Below are 17,146 nucleotides of genomic sequence, written 5' to 3'. Positions count from 1 at the left end.
TCGTAGGGTGGGCAAAGCGACCTGTCCGCCGTAGCTCAAAGAGCGAAGGCGGAAGCGTGCCCACCATTCACTCCGAGATTCGAGATGCATGGTGGGCACGGCGCTAGCGCGCCTTTGCCCACCCTACGGTTTTTTCGAGCCGTTCCAGTTCCGCCGCGAGATCAGCCTCGACATCGGCGACCCGCATCTCGATCACGCGATAGTCGCGCGCTTCCAGCCAGGTCTTGCGGCCGGCGCGGTCGGCGACGATGGCATCCGACTCGTTCGGATTGACCAGTTCGATCGCCAACCGGTGCACGAAGGAAACGAAATCCGGAATGTGACGCCCCACCGGCGTCTGGCGCTTGAACTGGCCCGCAAACCGGCGGTCGCGGGTCAGCGCCTGCCACAGGACCCGCTCGGCATCGGTCGGGTTCCGCCGCAGCAGCCGGGCGAGCCCGCGCACGGTGCTACTGTCGCCGGGCACCGCCGGCCCCTGCCCGTGTTCGGCCAGCAGTGCGCGCAGCCTTGTGGCCTGCTCGCCGTCCAGCACGCCGCCCTTGGCCGGACCCTTGCGGCCTTCCGCGATCGCCATCACCACCCCGTGCAGGGTGTGCATGTCCTGCTTGGTCGGGTCCATGCGGGTGAAGATGTTGCGCAGGTTGACCAGCATGGTCTCCCGCTTCTCGCGCGGGCGGAGAAATTCGACCTTGTCGAGTTCCCGGACCAGATTGTCGAAGAAGGCCTGCATCTGGTGCTGCGACGCCGGCTCGGATCGTTCCGGCATCGCGAACGGCAGCGTGCCGCCGGTCGACAACTTGAACCACTCGTAGCCAATCAGCAGCACCGCCTGCGCCAGGTTCAGCGAAGCAAAACCCGGCTTGACCGGGAAGGTGATGATCCGGTTGGCGAGCGCGACCTCCTCGTTCTGAAGGCCGTAGCGCTCCCGGCCGAACAGGATGCCGACCCCGCCACCACTGCCGACATGGGCCACGATCTCGGCCGCCGCTGCCACCGGGGCGACGACCGGCTTGGCCTGGTCATGGGCGCGAGCCGTGGTGGCAAACAGAAGCGTCAGATCGGCGACCGCCTGCTCAACGGTGTCGAACAACTGGGCCTGTTCCAGAATCTGGTCGGCGCCGGCCGCTGCCCGCTGCGCCGCGATGTTCGGCCAGCCGTCGCGCGGATTGACGATCCGCAAACGCGACAGCGCAAAATTGCCCATCGCGCGCGCGGCCATGCCGATATTCTCGCCGAGCTGCGGCTCGACGAGGATCACAACTGGTCCGGCTAAGTCCCAACCAGACTTGGTTTTATCGGTGCCCGAACCGGACATTCTCAAGTTCACTTTCTGATTCAACTTCTGAAGTTGATTCGACCTCTGAAGATTTTGAACGGGCCGCGCCAGGCGCGCGGATGATTCAAGATCGCAAGCATCGCCCGTTTCGGATGACGGGTGGAATTCGCAAGCCTGCTGTGCGGCTTAGTAACCTCTCCGAACGCTCGCTCAAAGCCTCAAAGAAGCTTGATCTCGCCCGCCGCTTGCGCGCGTTCGACTTTCGGATAGGCTAACAATCACAAACAAAGCGAAGCTGCAACCGAGCCCGACGCCGTTAAACGGCGAGGGAATCAAGGGAGGCGTCCATGCGCGGCAGGTGGTCGTTGGCGATACTGGGCGTGCTCCTGATCCTGGCGGGCGGCCTGCTCGCCCATTTCACCCAGACCGCAGGCGGCATCCAAATCAAGGATGTCCGCTTCACGGGCGCCAAGGGCAACACCATGAGCGGGTTGCTCTACATCCCAGCGAATGCCACGCCGCAGATCCCCGCCCCCGGCATCCTCGCGGTTCACGGCTACATCAATTCGCGCGAGACCCAGGACGGCTTTGCCATCGAGTTCGCCCGCCGCGGCTATGTGGTGCTCGCGCTCGACCAGACCGGCCACGGCTATAGCGACCCGCCCGCCTTCGCCAATGGATTCGGCGGCCCCGATGGGCTCGCCTATCTGCGCAGCCTCGAAATCGTGGACAAGAACAATATCGGGCTCGAGGGCCACTCGATGGGCGGCTGGACCGTGCTGGCGGCGGCGACCGCCGCGCCCAACGACTACAAATCGATGGTGCTGGAGGGCTCGTCCACCGGCAAGCCGTTCGCCGCCGAGGGCACAACCAGTTGGCCGCGAAACGTGGCGCTGGTGTTCGCCCAATATGAAGAGTTCTCGACCCTGATGTGGGGTGTCGACCTCGCCCGTGACGTCACCCAGAGCCCGAAACTCTGGGCCCTGTTCGGCGCGCAAGGCCCGGTGGTGCCAGGCAAGGTCTATGGCGATATCGAGCAAGGCACGGCGCGGGTGCTCTACACCCCCGCCATCACCCATCCGGCCGAGCACATCTCCCACGAGGCCATCGGCCACAGCCTCGACTGGTTCGCCAAAACCCTGCAGGGCGGCACGCCCCGCCCGGTCGACGACCAGATCTGGTTTCGCAAGGAGATCGGCACGCTGATCGCGCTGATCGGCTTTGTCGCGCTTTTGATCGGGGCGTTTGACGGGCTGCTGGAGGCGCCGATGTATTCCCGGCTGCGGTTGCCCGAAATCGCCGACGGCACCATGCCCGAACATTCGGCAGCGAGCGGCCGGCGCTGGACCACAGCCTTTATCCTGTCGGCCTTTATCCCCGCGCTGACCTATTATCCGGCGTTCGCACTGGGCGGCACCTTCGTAACGCCCTCCGCCTTCCTGCCGCAGGGCATCACCAACCAGATCCTGGTCTGGGCGGTCATCAACGGCCTGATCACGCTGGCCCTGATGCGCTTCGCACCCAAGCGCGCCAGCCGGTCCGGCATTGTCCTGCAGTCGGTCGTGATCGCCGTCGCGTCAGTCGCGGTCGGCTATGCCGCGCTATGGCTCGCCGACCTCGCCTTCAAGATCGATTTCCGGTTCTGGATCGTCGCGCTGAAGCTGATGAGCGCAAAGCAGTTCCTGATCTTCCTGGTCTATCTCGTGCCGTTCACGGCGTTTTTTGTAATCGCGCTGCACGTCCTGCACCGCAATTTCTCGACTATGGCGGCGCCCCGCGGGGCGCTCTATTTGACCAATATCCTGGCACTGACGCTGGGCTTCATCGTGCTGGTGGGCGGGCAATACGCCATTCTCTGGCTCACCGGAAAGCTGTTCAACCCGCTGCCCGACCCCGGCTTCGTGCCGCTGTCGACCATCGTCGCCATCCAGTTCGTGCCGCTATTGGCGATCTGCGCCGTGATCGCGACCTTCACCTGGCGGCGGACAGGCTCCAGCCTGCCGGGCGCCCTGATTTGCGGCATGTTCGTGACCTGGTACGTGGTGGCGGGGACGGCGACCCAGGCGGCAATTTAAAGCGTTTTCGAGCGAAGTGGGACCCGGTTCGCGTTAAGAAAACGCGTCAAACCAAGAAGTCCTAAAGGATGAGCTGAAACTGCATAACGGCTTGGCTTTCGCCGGCCGGTTTGCAGTGCTATAGGCCGCCTATAATCACTCCACCCCGCCCGAAACGCGCGGTTTTCCAAAAAAGGCCCCCTCCATCATGGCAAAAATCAAGGTGACCAACCCCGTCGTCGAACTCGATGGCGACGAGATGACCCGGATCATCTGGCAGTACATCAAGGACAAGCTGATCAACCCCTTCCTCGATGTCGAGCTTTTGTATTTTGACCTCGGAATGGAGTACCGCGACCAGACCAACGACCAGGTTACGATTGACGCCGCCAACGCCATCAAGAAGGTCGGCGTCGGCGTCAAATGCGCCACCATCACCCCCGACGAAGCCCGGGTGAAGGAATTCGGCCTGAAGGAGATGTGGAAGTCGCCGAACGGCACCATCCGCAACATCCTCGGCGGCGTGATCTTCCGCGAGCCGATCATCTGCAAGAACGTGCCGCGCCTTGTTCCCGGCTGGACCAAACCGATCATCATCGGCCGCCACGCCTATGGCGACCAGTACCGCGCCACCGATTTCAAGTTCCCAGGCAAGGGCACGCTGACGATGAAATTCGTCGGCGAGGACGGCACCGTGATCGAGAAGGAAGTGTTCAAGTCCCCCGACGCCGGCGTCGCGATGGGCATGTACAACCTCGATGATTCCATCATCGACTTCGCGCGCGCCTCGCTGAATTACGGCCTGCTGCGCGGCTATCCCGTCTATCTCTCGACCAAGAACACGATTCTGAAGGTCTACGACGGCCGCTTCAAGGACATCTTCCAGGACATCTACGACCGCGAATTCAAGAAGGAATTCGAGGCCAAGCGGCTCACCTACGAACACCGCCTGATCGACGATATGGTCGCTTCCGCGCTGAAATGGTCCGGCGGCTATGTCTGGGCCTGCAAGAACTACGACGGCGACGTGCAGTCGGACACGGTTGCCCAAGGCTACGGCTCGCTCGGCCTGATGACCTCGGTGCTACTCACGCCCGACGGCAAGACCGTCGAAGCCGAAGCCGCCCACGGCACGGTGACCCGGCACTACCGCGAGCACCAGAAGGGCAAGGAGACCTCGACCAATTCGATTGCGTCGATCTTCGCCTGGACCCGTGGCCTGTCGCACCGCGCCAAGCTCGACAACAACCCCGAGCTCGCGAAATTCGCCGAGACGCTGGAGAAGGTCTGCGTCGCGACCGTCGAGGAAGGCTACATGACCAAGGACCTTGCGCTCCTGGTCGGCGCCGACCAGCGCTGGCTGTCCACCACCGGCTTCCTCGACAAGGTTTCGGACAACCTCGCCAAGGCGATGGCGGCTTAAAGCCGCCTTCCCAACTCCCGCCACATCATTGCCTGCGACAAGCGCGAAGCGTTTGCGCAACGGGGCAGAGCGACGAACAATCCATGTCTCCGCTTGGGGCACGATGGATTGCTCGGAGCCTGTCGTCGGGCGCGCATTCGCGCGGCCCGTTGGCTTGCAGCAATAAAAAACCAATGACGGAGCATTACCGTGTCGTTCCCTAAGAACGCCGTACTTACTGCTATCTTTCTCACCGGGTCGCTCGTCAACGCGACCGCCCAGACATCACTTCCCGAGGCCATCGCCGCTCCGGGTGAAACCGCGATGCTCACCCTGCATGCCGAAGGCGCGCAGGTCTATGAATGCAAGACCAGCGCTGACGGCGCACTCGCCTGGGCGCTTCGCGAGCCGATCGCGACGCTTTTTTCCGGCGGCAAGACGGTCGGCCGGCATTATGCCGGACCGAACTGGGAGTACAGCGACGGCAGCGCGGTGGTCGGCCAGGTCGTCGGCACCGCCCCGGGGCAGGTCGCAATGGACATTCCCTGGCTGAAGCTCGGAGTCACTTCCCGGCGCGGCAACGGTGTTCTCAGTGCTGCGACGACAGTGCAACGGATCAACACGATGGGTGGAAAGCTCAATGGCGCCTGCTACAAGGCAGGCACCTATGAAAGCGTCCCCTACTCGGCCGATTACGTGTTCCTGCGCAAGGGCTGATACGACGCTGCCATCCGGGAGGTTTCGGACAACCTCGTCAAGGCGATGGCATAATTGGCTGATAATGGTGTTGGTCTTTCGGGGCCAACACCATGGATTTCATGATGCCGATTGTCCGGAATGCCGCACTTGCTCTGCTCTTGTCATCGGCGTCAGTTTTGAGCGCCTCCGCCCAGACACCCCTTCCTGACGCCATCGCAGCGCCCGGCGAGGCGATCGTGCTCACGCTCCACGCCGAAGGCGCACAGATTTACGAATGCAAGGCCGGGGCCGACGGCAAGCTGGCCTGGGCATTCCGCGAGCCGACCGCAACCTTGCTGCTCGATGGCAAGACGGTCGGCCGGCACTACGCGGGGCCGAACTGGGAGCACATCGACTCCAGCGCCGTCGTCGGCAAGGCGGTCGGCAACGCGCCCGGCGCCACGCCGAACGATATCCCCTTGCTCAAGCTGACCGTGACGTCCGGGCGCGGCACCGGCATCCTCTCCGGTGTCACGACGGTGCAGCGGATCAACACGGCGGGCGGCAAGCTCGAGGGCGATTGCGACAAGCCGGGCAGCTATCGCAACGTGCCGTACTCCGCCGACTACGTATTCCTGCGCAAGAGCTGAACGCTTTCTCCGTCATGGTCGAGGCTCCTCGCGGGATTATCCGATTTTCACCAGATTCTGGTTCGGCAATGGCCCACCGGGAAATTGTGAGAGTCTTCCGCCGAGGGCGAGTGGGCCAAGATCGATACCGGCGAATCCGACGCGGTCGATCAATGCTCTGACCTCCGCCTTTGCGGCGCTATCATCGCCAGAGTAGAAGAGCACGCGACGGCCACCGTCTGCCCGTGGATCGCTTGCCAGTACGTCTGCCTTCAGATGATTGAATGCTTTTACGAGGCGCGCACCACTCACCAGGTCGGCGACCACCTCGCTTGAAATACGGCCCTGCAGATCGACCGGCTTGAACAGCGGGGCTTCGATCGGGTTGTTGGCGTCAATGACGATCCGTCCGCCCCAGGGCGGCAGCCCAGCCACGGCCTGCGGCAGTTTCGACCAGTTGACCGCGATCAGAACGATGTCTGCGGCGGCGGCTTGCTCGCGCGTTCCCGCCTTGATGGTCGGGCCCAGAGCAGCGACGGACTCCTTGAGCGAGTCGGGTCCTCGGCTGTTGGCGATGGTTGCGGCAATTCCAACTCGCGACAGCGTCCGTGCGACAGCCAGGCCGATACTGCCCGCTCCAATGATACCGATGCTCATGTCCTGTCCTCCTATAGGCGGCTTCAGGCCTTGGGCGTGCCGGGAAGCGCGCCGAGTTGCCGCATGAGAGAGAACAGATTGGCCACGCCCCAGTGCTCGGTGATCTTGCCGTCGCGCACGCCCATCACGTCCACCGTCTCGAATTGAATTTTGCGACCGGTTGGCGCGATGCCGAAGAACTCGCCTTTGTGCGTGCCGTGATAAGTTTTGTAGGTCGTCACCCGGTCGCCATCGGCTAGCTGCCAGTGGATGTCTGCGTGGAAGTCCGGGAAGGCGGCGCGCAGAACCTTGTAAAGTTCGCGCGCGCCGGCCTTGTCAGGCGTGCGTCCCGGCTGCGGCGTATGGTCGAGAAAATCGTCGGCGAACAATTCCTCGAACACCTCGAAACTCCCGCCGCCTTGCACCTCTACGGTGTTCCGCCGAACAACCGCCTTCGCGGCTTCGCTCACGCTGATCTTGGTCATGGATGTCGCTCCAAACTTATGGGCGCAGCGGTTGCCTGGCGCCGTGACTTTCGGCGGCAAGGCCGGCCTTTTTGGCCGAGAAGCTGCGCTTTCTGCAGTGGATAATGGCGACAAATTCGCCTACGATTAGCCGGTAATTGATGAAATTACTTTCAAGCATCCGTTGAAGGTATTCCTCTGGAAACCCTCGCCAACCTCGAATCCTTCGTCCGCAGTGCCGAAACCGCCAGTTTCTCGGCCGCGGCGCGTCGGCTTGCCCTCACTCCGGCGGCAGTCAGCCGGAACGTGGCGATGCTGGAGCGCAATCTCGGCACCCGGTTGTTTCACAGGAGCACACGCAAGCTGACGCTCACCGACGCTGGTGAGCGCTTCCTGCTCGCCATCAAGGGCAATCTGGACGAACTACAGCAGGCGATTTCGGGGATGGCGACGGATGGCGGAGAGCCGGCGGGCGTGCTCAAGGTGAGCATGGGCCTCAACTTCGGTGCGGATTACATCCTTCCGCTGTTGCCAGCGTTCCTGGCGCGCTATCCGGGCATTCGACCCGATTGGCAATTCACTACGCGTCAGATCGATTTGATCGCCGATGGATACGATGCCGCGATCGGGGGCGGCATTGAATGGACGCCAGGCGTTGTCTCGCGCGCGCTGGCGCCGCTACACCTGATCGCGGTCGCCGCGCCGGAGTATCTCAAGAACCGTACATTGCCGACCGACCCCACCGGGCTTGCTGCATTCGAAGGAATCGCATGGCGCTCATCGCGCACGGGCCGGATTCGCGAACGTTTGATGCGCAATGCGGCGGGTACCGAAATTCCAGCGAAACTGGCGGAGACGATTGTCTTCGACGATCCGGAAGCCACCTGCCGGGCAGCCCTGCTTGGCCTCGGTGTGACGTTGATCGCGATGAGCCATGCGCTCCCGCATTTGGAGCGCGGCACGCTCGTGCGCCTCGTACCCCAATGGTACAGCGACGGTGGGCCGATCTCCATCTACTACGCGAGCCGTACGCTGCTGCCTGCGAAGACCCGCGTCTTCGTCGACTTTGTTGTTGAGGAATTCAAGCGTGACCGTCTGGCCGAACGCTTCGCCGGTAGCTTGGGGTAGGGCTAGCCTGCAACAATTCGCGATGACGCAATGTGCCAACAGGCAGCGTCGCAGGCTTGTCCTGATATGAACGAGGCCGCCAAGCGAGGCGGCCTTCGCGGTGACGGGTGTGCGGGGCGGTCGGGGCAATGCCGGACCACTCTGCAACACCCAGAATTACCAACGTTTACAACCGACCTCTACAGGTCTCGCGATACCTGCGGCAGTTTCCTTCGCCTCGTTCGCCCAACGCGTCCTTGTTGAGGCAGGCTTGTCTCAATTCGCCGCACACGTCCCTGCGAACTGGCCTTTGGCAGGTCTCTCGGTATCTGCGGCAATTTCCTTCACCCCGCTCCCCTAGCGCGTCCTTGTTTTCACAGGCACGCCGCAATTGCTCGCATTGCCCTCCTCGACCCTCGTAGACTCGGACGCCTCCCGGTCCAACCTCAATGGATTGGGAAAAGGCCGAGATCGGAAATACGAAAAGAGCAGTTGCCGCTGCGGCGCCGAACGCATATTTGCGCATTGATTTCAACATTCCCTGATCCTCCAGTTGGTATGTGCCGGTGAATAGAGAGGCCGCTTCGGCGGCCTCTCACTTTTCGATGGGAGCGGACGGAGCGGGAATTATCGCTCGCCACCGCCGCCCTTAGTTCGCGCAGACCTTCATGGTCTTCATCCCGGTTTCTGCTGCGGTGCGCGACTTGAACACCTTGCCGTCGCCAACAACGACAGTGGTGGCGATGGTCGGCTTCTTGTCCACGATGGTGCATTTCTTCGTGGAGGTATCTTGCACTACATAAAACTCCGTCTGAGCATAGGCAGCGCCTGTCATGATTACTGCGACCGCAGCCGGAATAAGAAACTTCTTCATGATGTCTCCTCCATTGTGAGTGTGTCCCTGCGTAGATTATTGGGCGGCGTGGAGTCGGGCCCACCGCCGGGAACTACGTCCATGGGTTCACTAACTTTCAGTTCCTGGATGGAGACCTTAAGCGGTTGATATGAACGTCGGCCGAACGGGTAGTTCAGAGACTGTTTATTTCGAGCCGGCGAGATTTTTCGAGCGGTTCGGTTTTCGGGTTTCAATGGAAGCGGCGAACATCAAACACGTCTGCACATAGCGCCGTGCACAAGGACATCGCGTTTAGCGCGGCTGCGACAGCAACGCCTGCTGCGCGCCGCGGTTCCGCGCCAGGGTCGCGCGTTTGTCATCGCTGGTGCACAGCGACATGGCTTTCGCGCTACCGCTAACCCATCGCCACCTTGTCACCGCTGTGCTCGCGTTGGTCGAGCCACATCGTGCCGAGCGCGAACGCCAGCCAGCCGAAATTGTAGGCAAAGCCGATCATCAGAACGACCCAGCCGGGAATCGGTCCGACTGCGGCGCGATCGACAAATTCCGCCAGGGTTGACGCAGGCGTCGGATGGATCGCTATCTTGCCGTAATAGGCAATCACCTGGACGGCGAGAATCCAGACGTAGTTGCGACGCAGCCGCCGCCCCGCCGCGCGGATGAACGAAATGTGGTGGCGAGGCGCCGTGTAGTCGCGCCCGAGAATTGCCTGCCAGCTATCGTCGCGCGCTTCACCGGTGAATATTGGCGCGTAGAAATTCATCTCCATCCATCGAGCGCGGGCGCGCCAAACATTGAAGTAGCGATAACGCCGCGCCTCCATGCCGAGAAACACGGCGATGAGCAGGCCTACGAGCAGGAGCGGCAGCGGTGAGGCCTCCGGGCTCGAAAAGGTCGTCGACAAGGCGATGCCCATGGTGACGATCGCCCAGTTGGTCGTGTTGTCGAGCCGCGTTCTCCAGATCGTCGAACGGTAGACTTCGCCCCGGTAGAGATGAGCGATGGCGCCCATTTCAGCAGAATCGAAGGTGTGTTGGCGGTGTGTTTCGCTGGAAGCCGTGACAGACATGGCGGGGACTCCGGTTGTCCGAACCGAGGATCACCGGCGTTGACCGGGAGAGTCCACATCATCAACGCCGATGAACCTATCCGGAATTGTGACGGCGCAACTATGCTCGCCCCGGGGCCGAATTGCCAGCAACGGGATCGAGCAAAAGAACGGTGCAGCGCACTACCGAGCTGGCCTCCGCATTGGGTCGCGCCTTGTGGCGCCAAACGACGAGGAGATCACGCAAGCCGACAGGACGCTGCGTTCTGCAGCGGATCAAGGCGTTGTTGCAGGGCAAGGCTTCGATGACCACCGCCTCGGCGGCTACCAGTCATCGTACATCCACTCCCTCAGGTATCGAGGCCGCTTTCTCGCTTGCGACGACTGACGCGTCCGCTCAGGCTTGCGCACGGTCGGAGTCGGCTCAGGCTTGCGCACGGTCGAAGTTGGCTGCGTAGGAGGCGGTGATGTCGTGGACGGTGATGCCGTGGGCGGTGATGCCGTAGGCGGGCTCTGCTCCGAAACCCTCGCGAGCACGCGTTTTATCTCTTCCTGGCTCGCCTTGAGTTCCTCGATCGCCTTTGAATTGTCGCTGGCTATTTGTTGCTGGCTCGCCTTGAGCTGTTCGATGCTTCGCTCCATGTTCGCGAGATTGCGCGCCATCGTTTGCAGCAACTGTGTGTGATCGGGAAGCGCTGCGGTAGCTGTCCGCGCGGCGTCTTGCGTTGTGGTCTGAGCCAAGAGTGTTGCTTGAGGTGGTGTTGCTTGCGGTGGCGTTGCTTGCGGTGGTGCAGCCTCCGCCGCGGCCACTTGAACGCCTGATGAAGCGGGCTGTGCAGGGAGCGGCGGATTTTCCGGCGGCAATGATGGCGTTGAAGCGAGTTGCGGCGCCGAAGGGGCGACGACCTGCTTGCCCCCATCGCCAAAAGACGACTGCAAGACCAGGGCGGCGACAATGATGCACGCCGCCAGCGGCAAACCGACGAGGGCCCGGAACACCGGCCATCCAGGCGGTGATGGCGGGCCAGGTGCGGCCGCAGGTGGGCGCGCAGCATCGCGCTCGATCTTTGCAAGCTGTTCACTCAAACGCGCGAGCTGTTCATCCGCGCGCATGATCTGTTCGTGGGCGTGCACCAGTCGTTCATCAGCGCGCGCGGCCGGGGCATCCTGGGGTTCAGTTTCTTTCGGAGTAGGTGTGGAGTTCATTGGCGTTTCCCTCTCCGTCCAATGTCATCCGACGGTGGAAGAATCCGCGATCATAAGGCGATAGCGTCCCGGAGTCACTGTCGACGGCGCCGCCGAATGGCGCGCGCCGCGACGCTTGAGTCCCTCACGGCGTAACTTCCCACTTGTGCTTATCTACCTCAGCGAGGGAGACCCTCGTAATCCCGGCGAAGCCAAGCACACGGGCGGCCCCGGTGGACAGGTCTATGCACCGTCCCTTCACGAACGGACCACGGTCATTTATCCGGACGGTGACGCTTCGCCCGGTGGAATGTGAGGTGACTGTGACGTGCGAGCCGAATGGTCTGGCGCGATGCGCCGCGGTCATCGCATTTGGATTCATCCGCTCGCCCGATGCGGTTTTTCCGCCGCTGTAGCCATAGCGAGACGCAATACAGGTTTCGGCGAATGCCGGCGCAGATAGACAGGTGAGCGCCAAGACGGCGCATATCGGGCGAATCATCGTCACCCTTCCAGGATCGAGGCCCACCCGTTTGGCCAACTTTTCCGCGGCCTCCAGGTTCCAGCAAGCGCGTCAGATTGACGAAAGCGGCACAGCATCGCGCGGATCGTCTGAGCCCAGGCCGTTTGCCTGGGGAACGATGAACAGTCTGGGCGGTTATGGCCATGTGCCGGGTTTTCCCGGCACCTCTGTGTGTGAATGGACCGGCGCGTTAGCGCCGGGGGGCTCCCCTGCGTTGCGTAGTGAGGGAAGCATGAGCGCCATGGAGCGGACGACACATCGCGCGTCGCGGGATTCGAATGCCTTGGCGTTCGACGAACCGCAAGGGAATCCGCAGCCCGCATACCACACGCCCGCGCCGTCCACGGATCCCTCCTCAGATGATCCCATTCCATTGTTTCTATCCGAACTCCGGCGTGAGCCTGACCCGCAAGAACTTGCGCCTCGTGCGTCAAGCAAACTGACAAGCATCGTGACGCGGATTGTGGCTGGTGGACTGGCGGTTTTGGCGTGCGCGATTCTGGTCGCGGTACTTAATTCCGATGTCACGCGCGCCCTTGTGTCTAACTCCGATGTCACGCGCTTCCTCATCGACAAAGCAAGAGTACCCATCGGCGGCGCATCCAAAGATCGATCAGCGGATCAATCAGCGACGCAGGGCGCCGCGAAAGAGCCGGCTGTGCGCCAGGTACTGCTGAAAGATCCGGCTCCCGTGTCAGGCGATCCTGCTCCCGTATCAGACCCAGTGCCGCAGAGTCAGGTCCCGGCCGCACGTGCAGGGAACGAAGCCGCTGCGCCGTCGAAAAAGCTCGATGCCGAAACATTGGCAGCGCTGATGACACGCGCCAGGAGCATGCTGACACTCGGCGATATCGCCGCGGCTCGATTGCTGCTTGAACGCGCAGCCACTTCACAGGACGCAACTGCGGCTTTCCTGCTGGCACAGACCTATGATCCGGCTGTGCTCGGCGTGCGCGACACGCGAAGCATCGCACCCGACCCTGTGGTGGCACGCGACTGGTACCGCAAGGCCGCCAGCTTTGGCTCGGCGGCCGCGCAACAGCGTCTCACTCAGTTTCAGAACTAATCTCCCACACATTTGGAGGATGCCGTGCGTCAGTACCTCAAAGTGTTTGCCACGACGGTCATGATGGCTTGCGGTGTTGCGGCCCATGCTGAACCGATCGACTATAACCCGGCCAAAGTCAGCGACAGCCTGAAGGCGATCTTCCAATTCGGATCGGTCTCGACCAAGAAGGCGCTGAACGCCAACACGGTCACGCTGCTTACCGGTACGATCGGCGGCACCTATGTGCAGTTCGGTGCCGACCTCGCTTCCGTGCTCGACGACGACGGTAACCTGCGCGTCCTGCCGATCGTCGGTCGTGGTTCGGTGCAGAGCGTCGCCGACATCCTTTTCCTGAAGGGCGTCGATCTCGGCATCGTGCGCGCCGACACGCTCGACTACCTCGAGAAAAAGGGCTTTGCCAACGGCATCAAGAAGCAGTTCACCTATGTGACCAAGCTCTACAATGAGGAGATGCAGGTCATCGCACCAAAGACCATCAAGAGTCTGAACGATCTCGAAGGCAAGACGGTGAGCGTCGATCTGCCCAATGGCGGCACGTTTGTGACTGCACTGACGGTTTTCGAGCGGCTCGGGATCAAGGCGAATTTCGTTTATGTCGAGCAGCGGATCGCAATGGAAAAATTGAAGAAGGGCGACCTCGACGCCGTCATCGTGGTTGGCGGTAAGCCGTACGTGTCTGTCACCACCTTCAGGAATGACGGACGCTTTCATCTCGCTGCGGTGGACTACTCCAGGGCCCTGCAGAGCGATTATCTGCCGGCGACGCTGACGTCAAAGGACTACCCGAACCTGATTGCCGACGGAGAGACGGTGGACACGATCGCAGTGCCGTCGGTGCTTGCAGCGTACAATTGGGCACCCAACACTGAACGCAGTCGCAAGCTTGCTCTGTTTGTCGATGCCTTCTTCACGAAATTCGCCACTTTGCAAAACCCGCCCTTCCATCCCAAGTGGAAGGAGGTTTCCCTGGCCGCCCCCCTCGCCGGCTGGGATCGCCTGCCGCTCGCGCAGCGATGGCTCGACAAAAATGGCGTCGAACCGGTAAAGCGACGCTTTGAGGCATTCCTGGAAGAGAACCCGACCGCTGCCAACATCCAGTCAGAGGCCGACAAGGAAGCACTATTCAAGCAATTTCATGCTTGGGAGGCGGCAAGGAACGCACAGGCAAAGGCTGACCCGCAGGTAGGCCCCAAGAAGGTCCGAGACCGGGACGAAGCGTCCGCAACGCAAACTGCCTCTCGCCGCCACCAGCCCCGCCGATCGCAGCCTGCAAGGCGGACAATTGGTACAATGGCCGAGCAACGCGCGATCACAGAATGCGAGCGCCTTGGCTACCGCGGCGATCCGGGCGCCTGCAACCGAGCAAGCGAGGATTGGGGAAACTGGTTCGCCGGCCCTACCCCGCCCCCCGGCGCCACTCAAGGCGTCTCAACTACCGATCGTCCGTCCAGCGGCTTCTCGGGGAGACAGTTTGACTTCAGATAACGGAAGCGCGCCCACGCCCAGCTTGCCTGCGCCTAAGCGCCGGCCATCGCCTGTTCGATCGCCGACAGCGCGGCATTCGCCTTGGCGCCGTCGGGCCCGCCGGCCTGCGCCATGTCGGGCCGGCCGCCGCCGCCCTTGCCGCCTAACGCTTCCGAGCCCTTGCGCACCAGTTCGACCGCGTTGAACCGCGTCGTGAGATCGGCGGTGACGCCGACGACGATGCCCGCCTTGCCGTCCTCGGTGACGCCGACGATCGCGACCACGCCGGAGCCGATCTGCTTCTTGCCGTCGTCGACCAGGCTCTTGAGGTCCTTGGTCTCGACGCCTTCGACCGCGCGCGCCAGCAGCTTGACGCCGCCCGCTTCGCGCACGCCGCCGGCCGCCGTTCCGCCATTGGTTGCGCCGCCGCCCATTGCGAGCTTCTTGCGCGCATCCGATAGATCGCGTTCGAGCTTCTTGCGCTCCTCCATCAGGGCCGCGATTCGCGCCGGCATGTCGTCGACCGAGGTGCGCAGCTCGGAGGCCGCGGTCTTCGCAATCGACATCGTATCGTTGGCGTGCTTGCGCGCGTGACGGCCGGTCAGCGCCTCGATACGCCGCACGCCGGAGGCCACCGCGCTTTCGCCCGTCACCGAAATCAGACCGATATCGCCGGTGCGACGCACGTGGGTGCCGCCGCACAATTCGACCGACCAGCCGAGCGCGTTGGTGCCTTGGGCGCGGGCCTGCTTGCCCATCGAGACCACGCGGACCTCGTCGCCATATTTTTCGCCGAACAGGGCGCGCGCCCCGGCCTCGCGGGCATCATCTACCGCCATCAGCCGCGTCGTCACCTCGTCGTTTTCCAGCACCACCTCGTTGGCGATGTCCTCGACGCGGGCAAGCTCTTCCGCCGTGATCGGCTTCGGATGAACGAAGTCGAAGCGCAGCCGGTCCGGCGCCACCAGCGAGCCGCGCTGGGCGATGTGATCGCCGAGCACCTGCCGCAGCGCCTCATGCAGCAGATGCGTCGCCGAGTGATGGGATCGGATCGATGACCGGCGCGTGTGATCGACTTCGAGCTGCAGCGCGGTACCCACCTTCAGCGTGCCCTGCTCCACCGTGCCGATATGAACGAACAGATCGCCCACCTTCTTCTGCGTGTCGGTAACGCGGAACTTGACGCCCTCGCCCGTCAGCAGGCCGGTGTCGCCGACCTGGCCGCCGGACTCCGCGTAGAACGGCGTCTGGTTCAGCACGATCGCGCCGCTCTCGCCGGCTTTGAGACTATCGGCGTCCTTGCCGTCCTTTACCAGCGCGGTGACCACGCCTTCGGCGCTCTCGGTGTCGTAGCCAAGAAATTCGGTGGCGCCGAGTTTTTCGCGCAGCGGAAACCAGACGTTCTCGCCGGCAGTATCGCCGCTTCCCGACCACGACGCGCGCGCCTTGGCCTTCTGCTTTTCCATCGCATCGGTGAACGAAGCCTGGTCAACGCTGATACCGCGCGACTTGAGCGCGTCCTGCGTCAGATCGAGCGGGAAGCCATAGGTGTCGTACAGCGTGAACGCGGTATCGCCGTCGAACATGTCGCCTTTCTTCAGGCCGGCGCTTTTTTCGTCGAGGATGGCAAGGCCGCGTGACAGCGTCTTGCGGAAGCGGGTTTCTTCCAGCCGCAGCGTTTCCTCGATCAGATTTTCGGCGCGCACCAGGTCCGGATAGGCCTGCCCCATCTCGCGCACCAGCGCCCAGACCAGACGATGCATCAGCGGCTCGCTGGCGCCGAGCAATTGCGCATGACGCATCGCGCGGCGCATGATCCGGCGCAGCACATAGCCACGGCCTTCGTTCGACGGCAGCACGCCGTCAGCGACGAGGAAGGCCGAGGAACGCAAATGGTCCGCGATGACGCGGAACGATGCCACGGTCTGCTCCTGCGGTCCGTGTCCGAGCGCGGAAGCGGTGGCGTCGATCAGATTACGGAAAAGATCGGTTTCGAATACGCTGTCGACGCCCTGCAGGATGCAGGCCATGCGCTCCAGCCCCAGGCCGGTGTCGATCGAGGGGCGCGGCAACGACTGGCGCTCCTCCTTCGTCACCTGCTCGAACTGCATGAAGACGAGGTTCCAGAATTCGAGGAACCGATCGCCGTCCTCTTCCGGGCTGCCCGGAGGCCCACCCCAGATGTGCTCGCCGCGGTCGATGAAGATCTCCGAGCACGGGCCGCAGGGTCCTGTATCCCCCATCGCCCAGAAATTGTCCGAGGTCGCGATGCGGATGATGCGGTCGTCCGAAAAGCCGGCGATCTTCTTCCAGTGGCCCGCCGCCTCATCGTCGTCGTGGTAAACAGTGACGAGCAGCTTGTCCTTCTTGAGCCCGAACTCCTTTGTGATCAGGTTCCAGGCAAGCTCGATCGCACGCTCCTTGAAGTAGTCGCCGAAGGAGAAATTGCCGAGCATCTCAAAGAACGTGAGGTGCCGCGCGGTGTAGCCGACATTGTCGAGGTCGTTGTGCTTGCCGCCGGCGCGCACGCACTTCTGCGAGGTGGTGGCGCGCTGGTAGGGCCGCTTCTCGACGCCGGTGAAGACGTTCTTGAACTGCACCATGCCGGCATTGGTGAACATCAAGGTCGGGTCGTTGCGCGGCACGAGCGGCGACGACGGCACGATCTCGTGGCCGTTCTCCGCAAAGAAATCCAGAAATTTCGACCTGATCTCGTTGACGCCGCTCATGTTCATCCAATCGGAAATGGGCCGGG

The 17,146-nt window shown here is 62.6% G+C and carries 14 protein-coding genes and 1 pseudogene; 7 read left to right on the top strand and 8 right to left on the bottom strand.

What is annotated here, in order from left to right:
* Positions 1–103 precede the first annotated feature (103 nt).
* The gene (locus KIP88_RS14230) at positions 104–1,315 is read right to left on the bottom strand and encodes a TrmJ/YjtD family RNA methyltransferase (RefSeq protein WP_214488555.1); all 1,212 of its coding nucleotides are present in this window, start codon (positions 1,313–1,315) and stop codon (positions 104–106) included.
* 308 nt (positions 1,316–1,623) lie between these two features.
* Here KIP88_RS14230 and KIP88_RS14225 point away from each other — a divergent pair, with 308 nt between their 5' ends.
* From KIP88_RS14225 to KIP88_RS14210, 4 genes are all read left to right on the top strand, one after another.
* Complete coding sequence (locus tag KIP88_RS14225) at positions 1,624–3,351, top strand: S9 family peptidase (protein WP_249790770.1); 1,728 nt, start codon at positions 1,624–1,626, stop codon at positions 3,349–3,351.
* Between the two features lie 187 nt (positions 3,352–3,538).
* On the top strand, positions 3,539–4,753 hold the full coding sequence (locus tag KIP88_RS14220) for an NADP-dependent isocitrate dehydrogenase (protein WP_214488554.1): 1,215 nt from the start codon (positions 3,539–3,541) through the stop codon (positions 4,751–4,753).
* A gap of 222 nt (positions 4,754–4,975) precedes the next feature.
* On the top strand, positions 4,976–5,449 hold the full coding sequence (locus KIP88_RS14215) for a DUF3455 domain-containing protein (RefSeq protein ID WP_308163575.1): 474 nt from the start codon (positions 4,976–4,978) through the stop codon (positions 5,447–5,449).
* A gap of 104 nt (positions 5,450–5,553) precedes the next feature.
* Positions 5,554–6,060, top strand: a complete 507-nt coding sequence (locus tag KIP88_RS14210) for a DUF3455 domain-containing protein (protein WP_214488553.1) — start codon at positions 5,554–5,556, stop codon at positions 6,058–6,060.
* A 36-nt stretch (positions 6,061–6,096) separates the two neighbouring features.
* Here the strand turns inward: KIP88_RS14210 and KIP88_RS14205 are convergent, their stop codons facing one another.
* Both KIP88_RS14205 and KIP88_RS14200 read right to left on the bottom strand, forming a co-directional pair.
* Positions 6,097–6,696, bottom strand: coding sequence for an NADPH-dependent F420 reductase (locus KIP88_RS14205; RefSeq protein WP_214488552.1), 600 nt, complete (start codon positions 6,694–6,696; stop codon positions 6,097–6,099).
* A 23-nt stretch (positions 6,697–6,719) separates the two neighbouring features.
* Positions 6,720–7,160 (bottom strand): ester cyclase, encoded by a 441-nt coding sequence (locus KIP88_RS14200; RefSeq protein ID WP_214488550.1) that lies wholly within the window; start codon positions 7,158–7,160, stop codon positions 6,720–6,722.
* Positions 7,161–7,337: 177 nt separating this feature from the next.
* On the opposite strand from KIP88_RS14200, the gene KIP88_RS14195 reads away from it, so the two are divergent.
* The gene (locus KIP88_RS14195; protein WP_214488808.1) at positions 7,338–8,267 is read left to right on the top strand and encodes a LysR family transcriptional regulator; all 930 of its coding nucleotides are present in this window, start codon (positions 7,338–7,340) and stop codon (positions 8,265–8,267) included.
* Positions 8,268–8,895: 628 nt separating this feature from the next.
* On the opposite strand, the gene KIP88_RS14190 is transcribed toward KIP88_RS14195, so the two are convergent.
* The 4 genes from KIP88_RS14190 to KIP88_RS14175 all read right to left on the bottom strand — a co-directional run bounded on the left by KIP88_RS14190 (position 8,896) and on the right by KIP88_RS14175 (position 11,837).
* Positions 8,896–9,120, bottom strand: coding sequence for a hypothetical protein (locus KIP88_RS14190; protein ID WP_214488548.1), 225 nt, complete (start codon positions 9,118–9,120; stop codon positions 8,896–8,898).
* A gap of 376 nt (positions 9,121–9,496) precedes the next feature.
* Positions 9,497–10,171: a DUF2270 domain-containing protein gene (locus tag KIP88_RS14185; RefSeq protein WP_214488547.1), complete on the bottom strand. Its 675-nt coding sequence runs from the start codon at positions 10,169–10,171 to the stop codon at positions 9,497–9,499.
* 303 nt (positions 10,172–10,474) lie between these two features.
* Entirely contained in the window at positions 10,475–11,356 is an 882-nt protein-coding gene (locus KIP88_RS14180; protein ID WP_214488546.1) for a hypothetical protein, read from the bottom strand.
* Between the two features lie 124 nt (positions 11,357–11,480).
* Positions 11,481–11,837: a septal ring lytic transglycosylase RlpA family protein gene (locus KIP88_RS14175; protein ID WP_214488544.1), complete on the bottom strand. Its 357-nt coding sequence runs from the start codon at positions 11,835–11,837 to the stop codon at positions 11,481–11,483.
* 253 nt (positions 11,838–12,090) lie between these two features.
* Between KIP88_RS14175 and KIP88_RS14170 the strand changes: the two genes are divergently transcribed.
* A complete protein-coding gene (locus tag KIP88_RS14170; protein ID WP_249790769.1) occupies positions 12,091–12,924 on the top strand; it encodes a hypothetical protein in 834 nt (277 codons plus the stop codon).
* A gap of 60 nt (positions 12,925–12,984) precedes the next feature.
* Positions 12,985–14,103, top strand: a pseudogene (locus KIP88_RS14165) (TAXI family TRAP transporter solute-binding subunit); the annotation flags it as partial.
* 341 nt (positions 14,104–14,444) lie between these two features.
* Here the strand turns inward: KIP88_RS14165 and alaS are convergent.
* On the bottom strand, positions 14,445–17,120 hold the full coding sequence (gene alaS, locus KIP88_RS14160) for an alanine--tRNA ligase (RefSeq protein WP_214488542.1): 2,676 nt from the start codon (positions 17,118–17,120) through the stop codon (positions 14,445–14,447).
* Positions 17,121–17,146: the final 26 nt, after the last annotated feature.

It is taken from the genome of Bradyrhizobium sp. SRL28, assembly GCF_018596315.1.
In the GTDB taxonomy this organism is placed as follows: Bacteria; Pseudomonadota; Alphaproteobacteria; order Rhizobiales; family Xanthobacteraceae; genus Bradyrhizobium.
This window is presented reverse-complemented; position numbering and strand designations above follow the sequence as displayed.

Coding starts and splice junctions, on each gene's coding strand:
- KIP88_RS14200 (WP_214488550.1), bottom strand. CDS start 7,160: ATGACCAAGATCAGCGTGAGCGAAGCCGCGAAGGCGGTTGTTCGGCGG.
- KIP88_RS14205 (WP_214488552.1), bottom strand. CDS start 6,696: ATGAGCATCGGTATCATTGGAGCGGGCAGTATCGGCCTGGCTGTCGCA.
- KIP88_RS14210 (WP_214488553.1), top strand. CDS start 5,554: ATGCCGATTGTCCGGAATGCCGCACTTGCTCTGCTCTTGTCATCGGCG.
- KIP88_RS14180 (WP_214488546.1), bottom strand. CDS start 11,356: ATGAACTCCACACCTACTCCGAAAGAAACTGAACCCCAGGATGCCCCG.
- KIP88_RS14170 (WP_249790769.1), top strand. CDS start 12,091: ATGAGCGCCATGGAGCGGACGACACATCGCGCGTCGCGGGATTCGAAT.
- KIP88_RS14230 (WP_214488555.1), bottom strand. CDS start 1,315: ATGTCCGGTTCGGGCACCGATAAAACCAAGTCTGGTTGGGACTTAGCC.
- alaS (WP_214488542.1), bottom strand. CDS start 17,120: ATGAGCGGCGTCAACGAGATCAGGTCGAAATTTCTGGATTTCTTTGCG.
- KIP88_RS14175 (WP_214488544.1), bottom strand. CDS start 11,837: ATGATTCGCCCGATATGCGCCGTCTTGGCGCTCACCTGTCTATCTGCG.
- KIP88_RS14190 (WP_214488548.1), bottom strand. CDS start 9,120: ATGAAGAAGTTTCTTATTCCGGCTGCGGTCGCAGTAATCATGACAGGC.
- KIP88_RS14185 (WP_214488547.1), bottom strand. CDS start 10,171: ATGTCTGTCACGGCTTCCAGCGAAACACACCGCCAACACACCTTCGAT.
- KIP88_RS14220 (WP_214488554.1), top strand. CDS start 3,539: ATGGCAAAAATCAAGGTGACCAACCCCGTCGTCGAACTCGATGGCGAC.
- KIP88_RS14225 (WP_249790770.1), top strand. CDS start 1,624: ATGCGCGGCAGGTGGTCGTTGGCGATACTGGGCGTGCTCCTGATCCTG.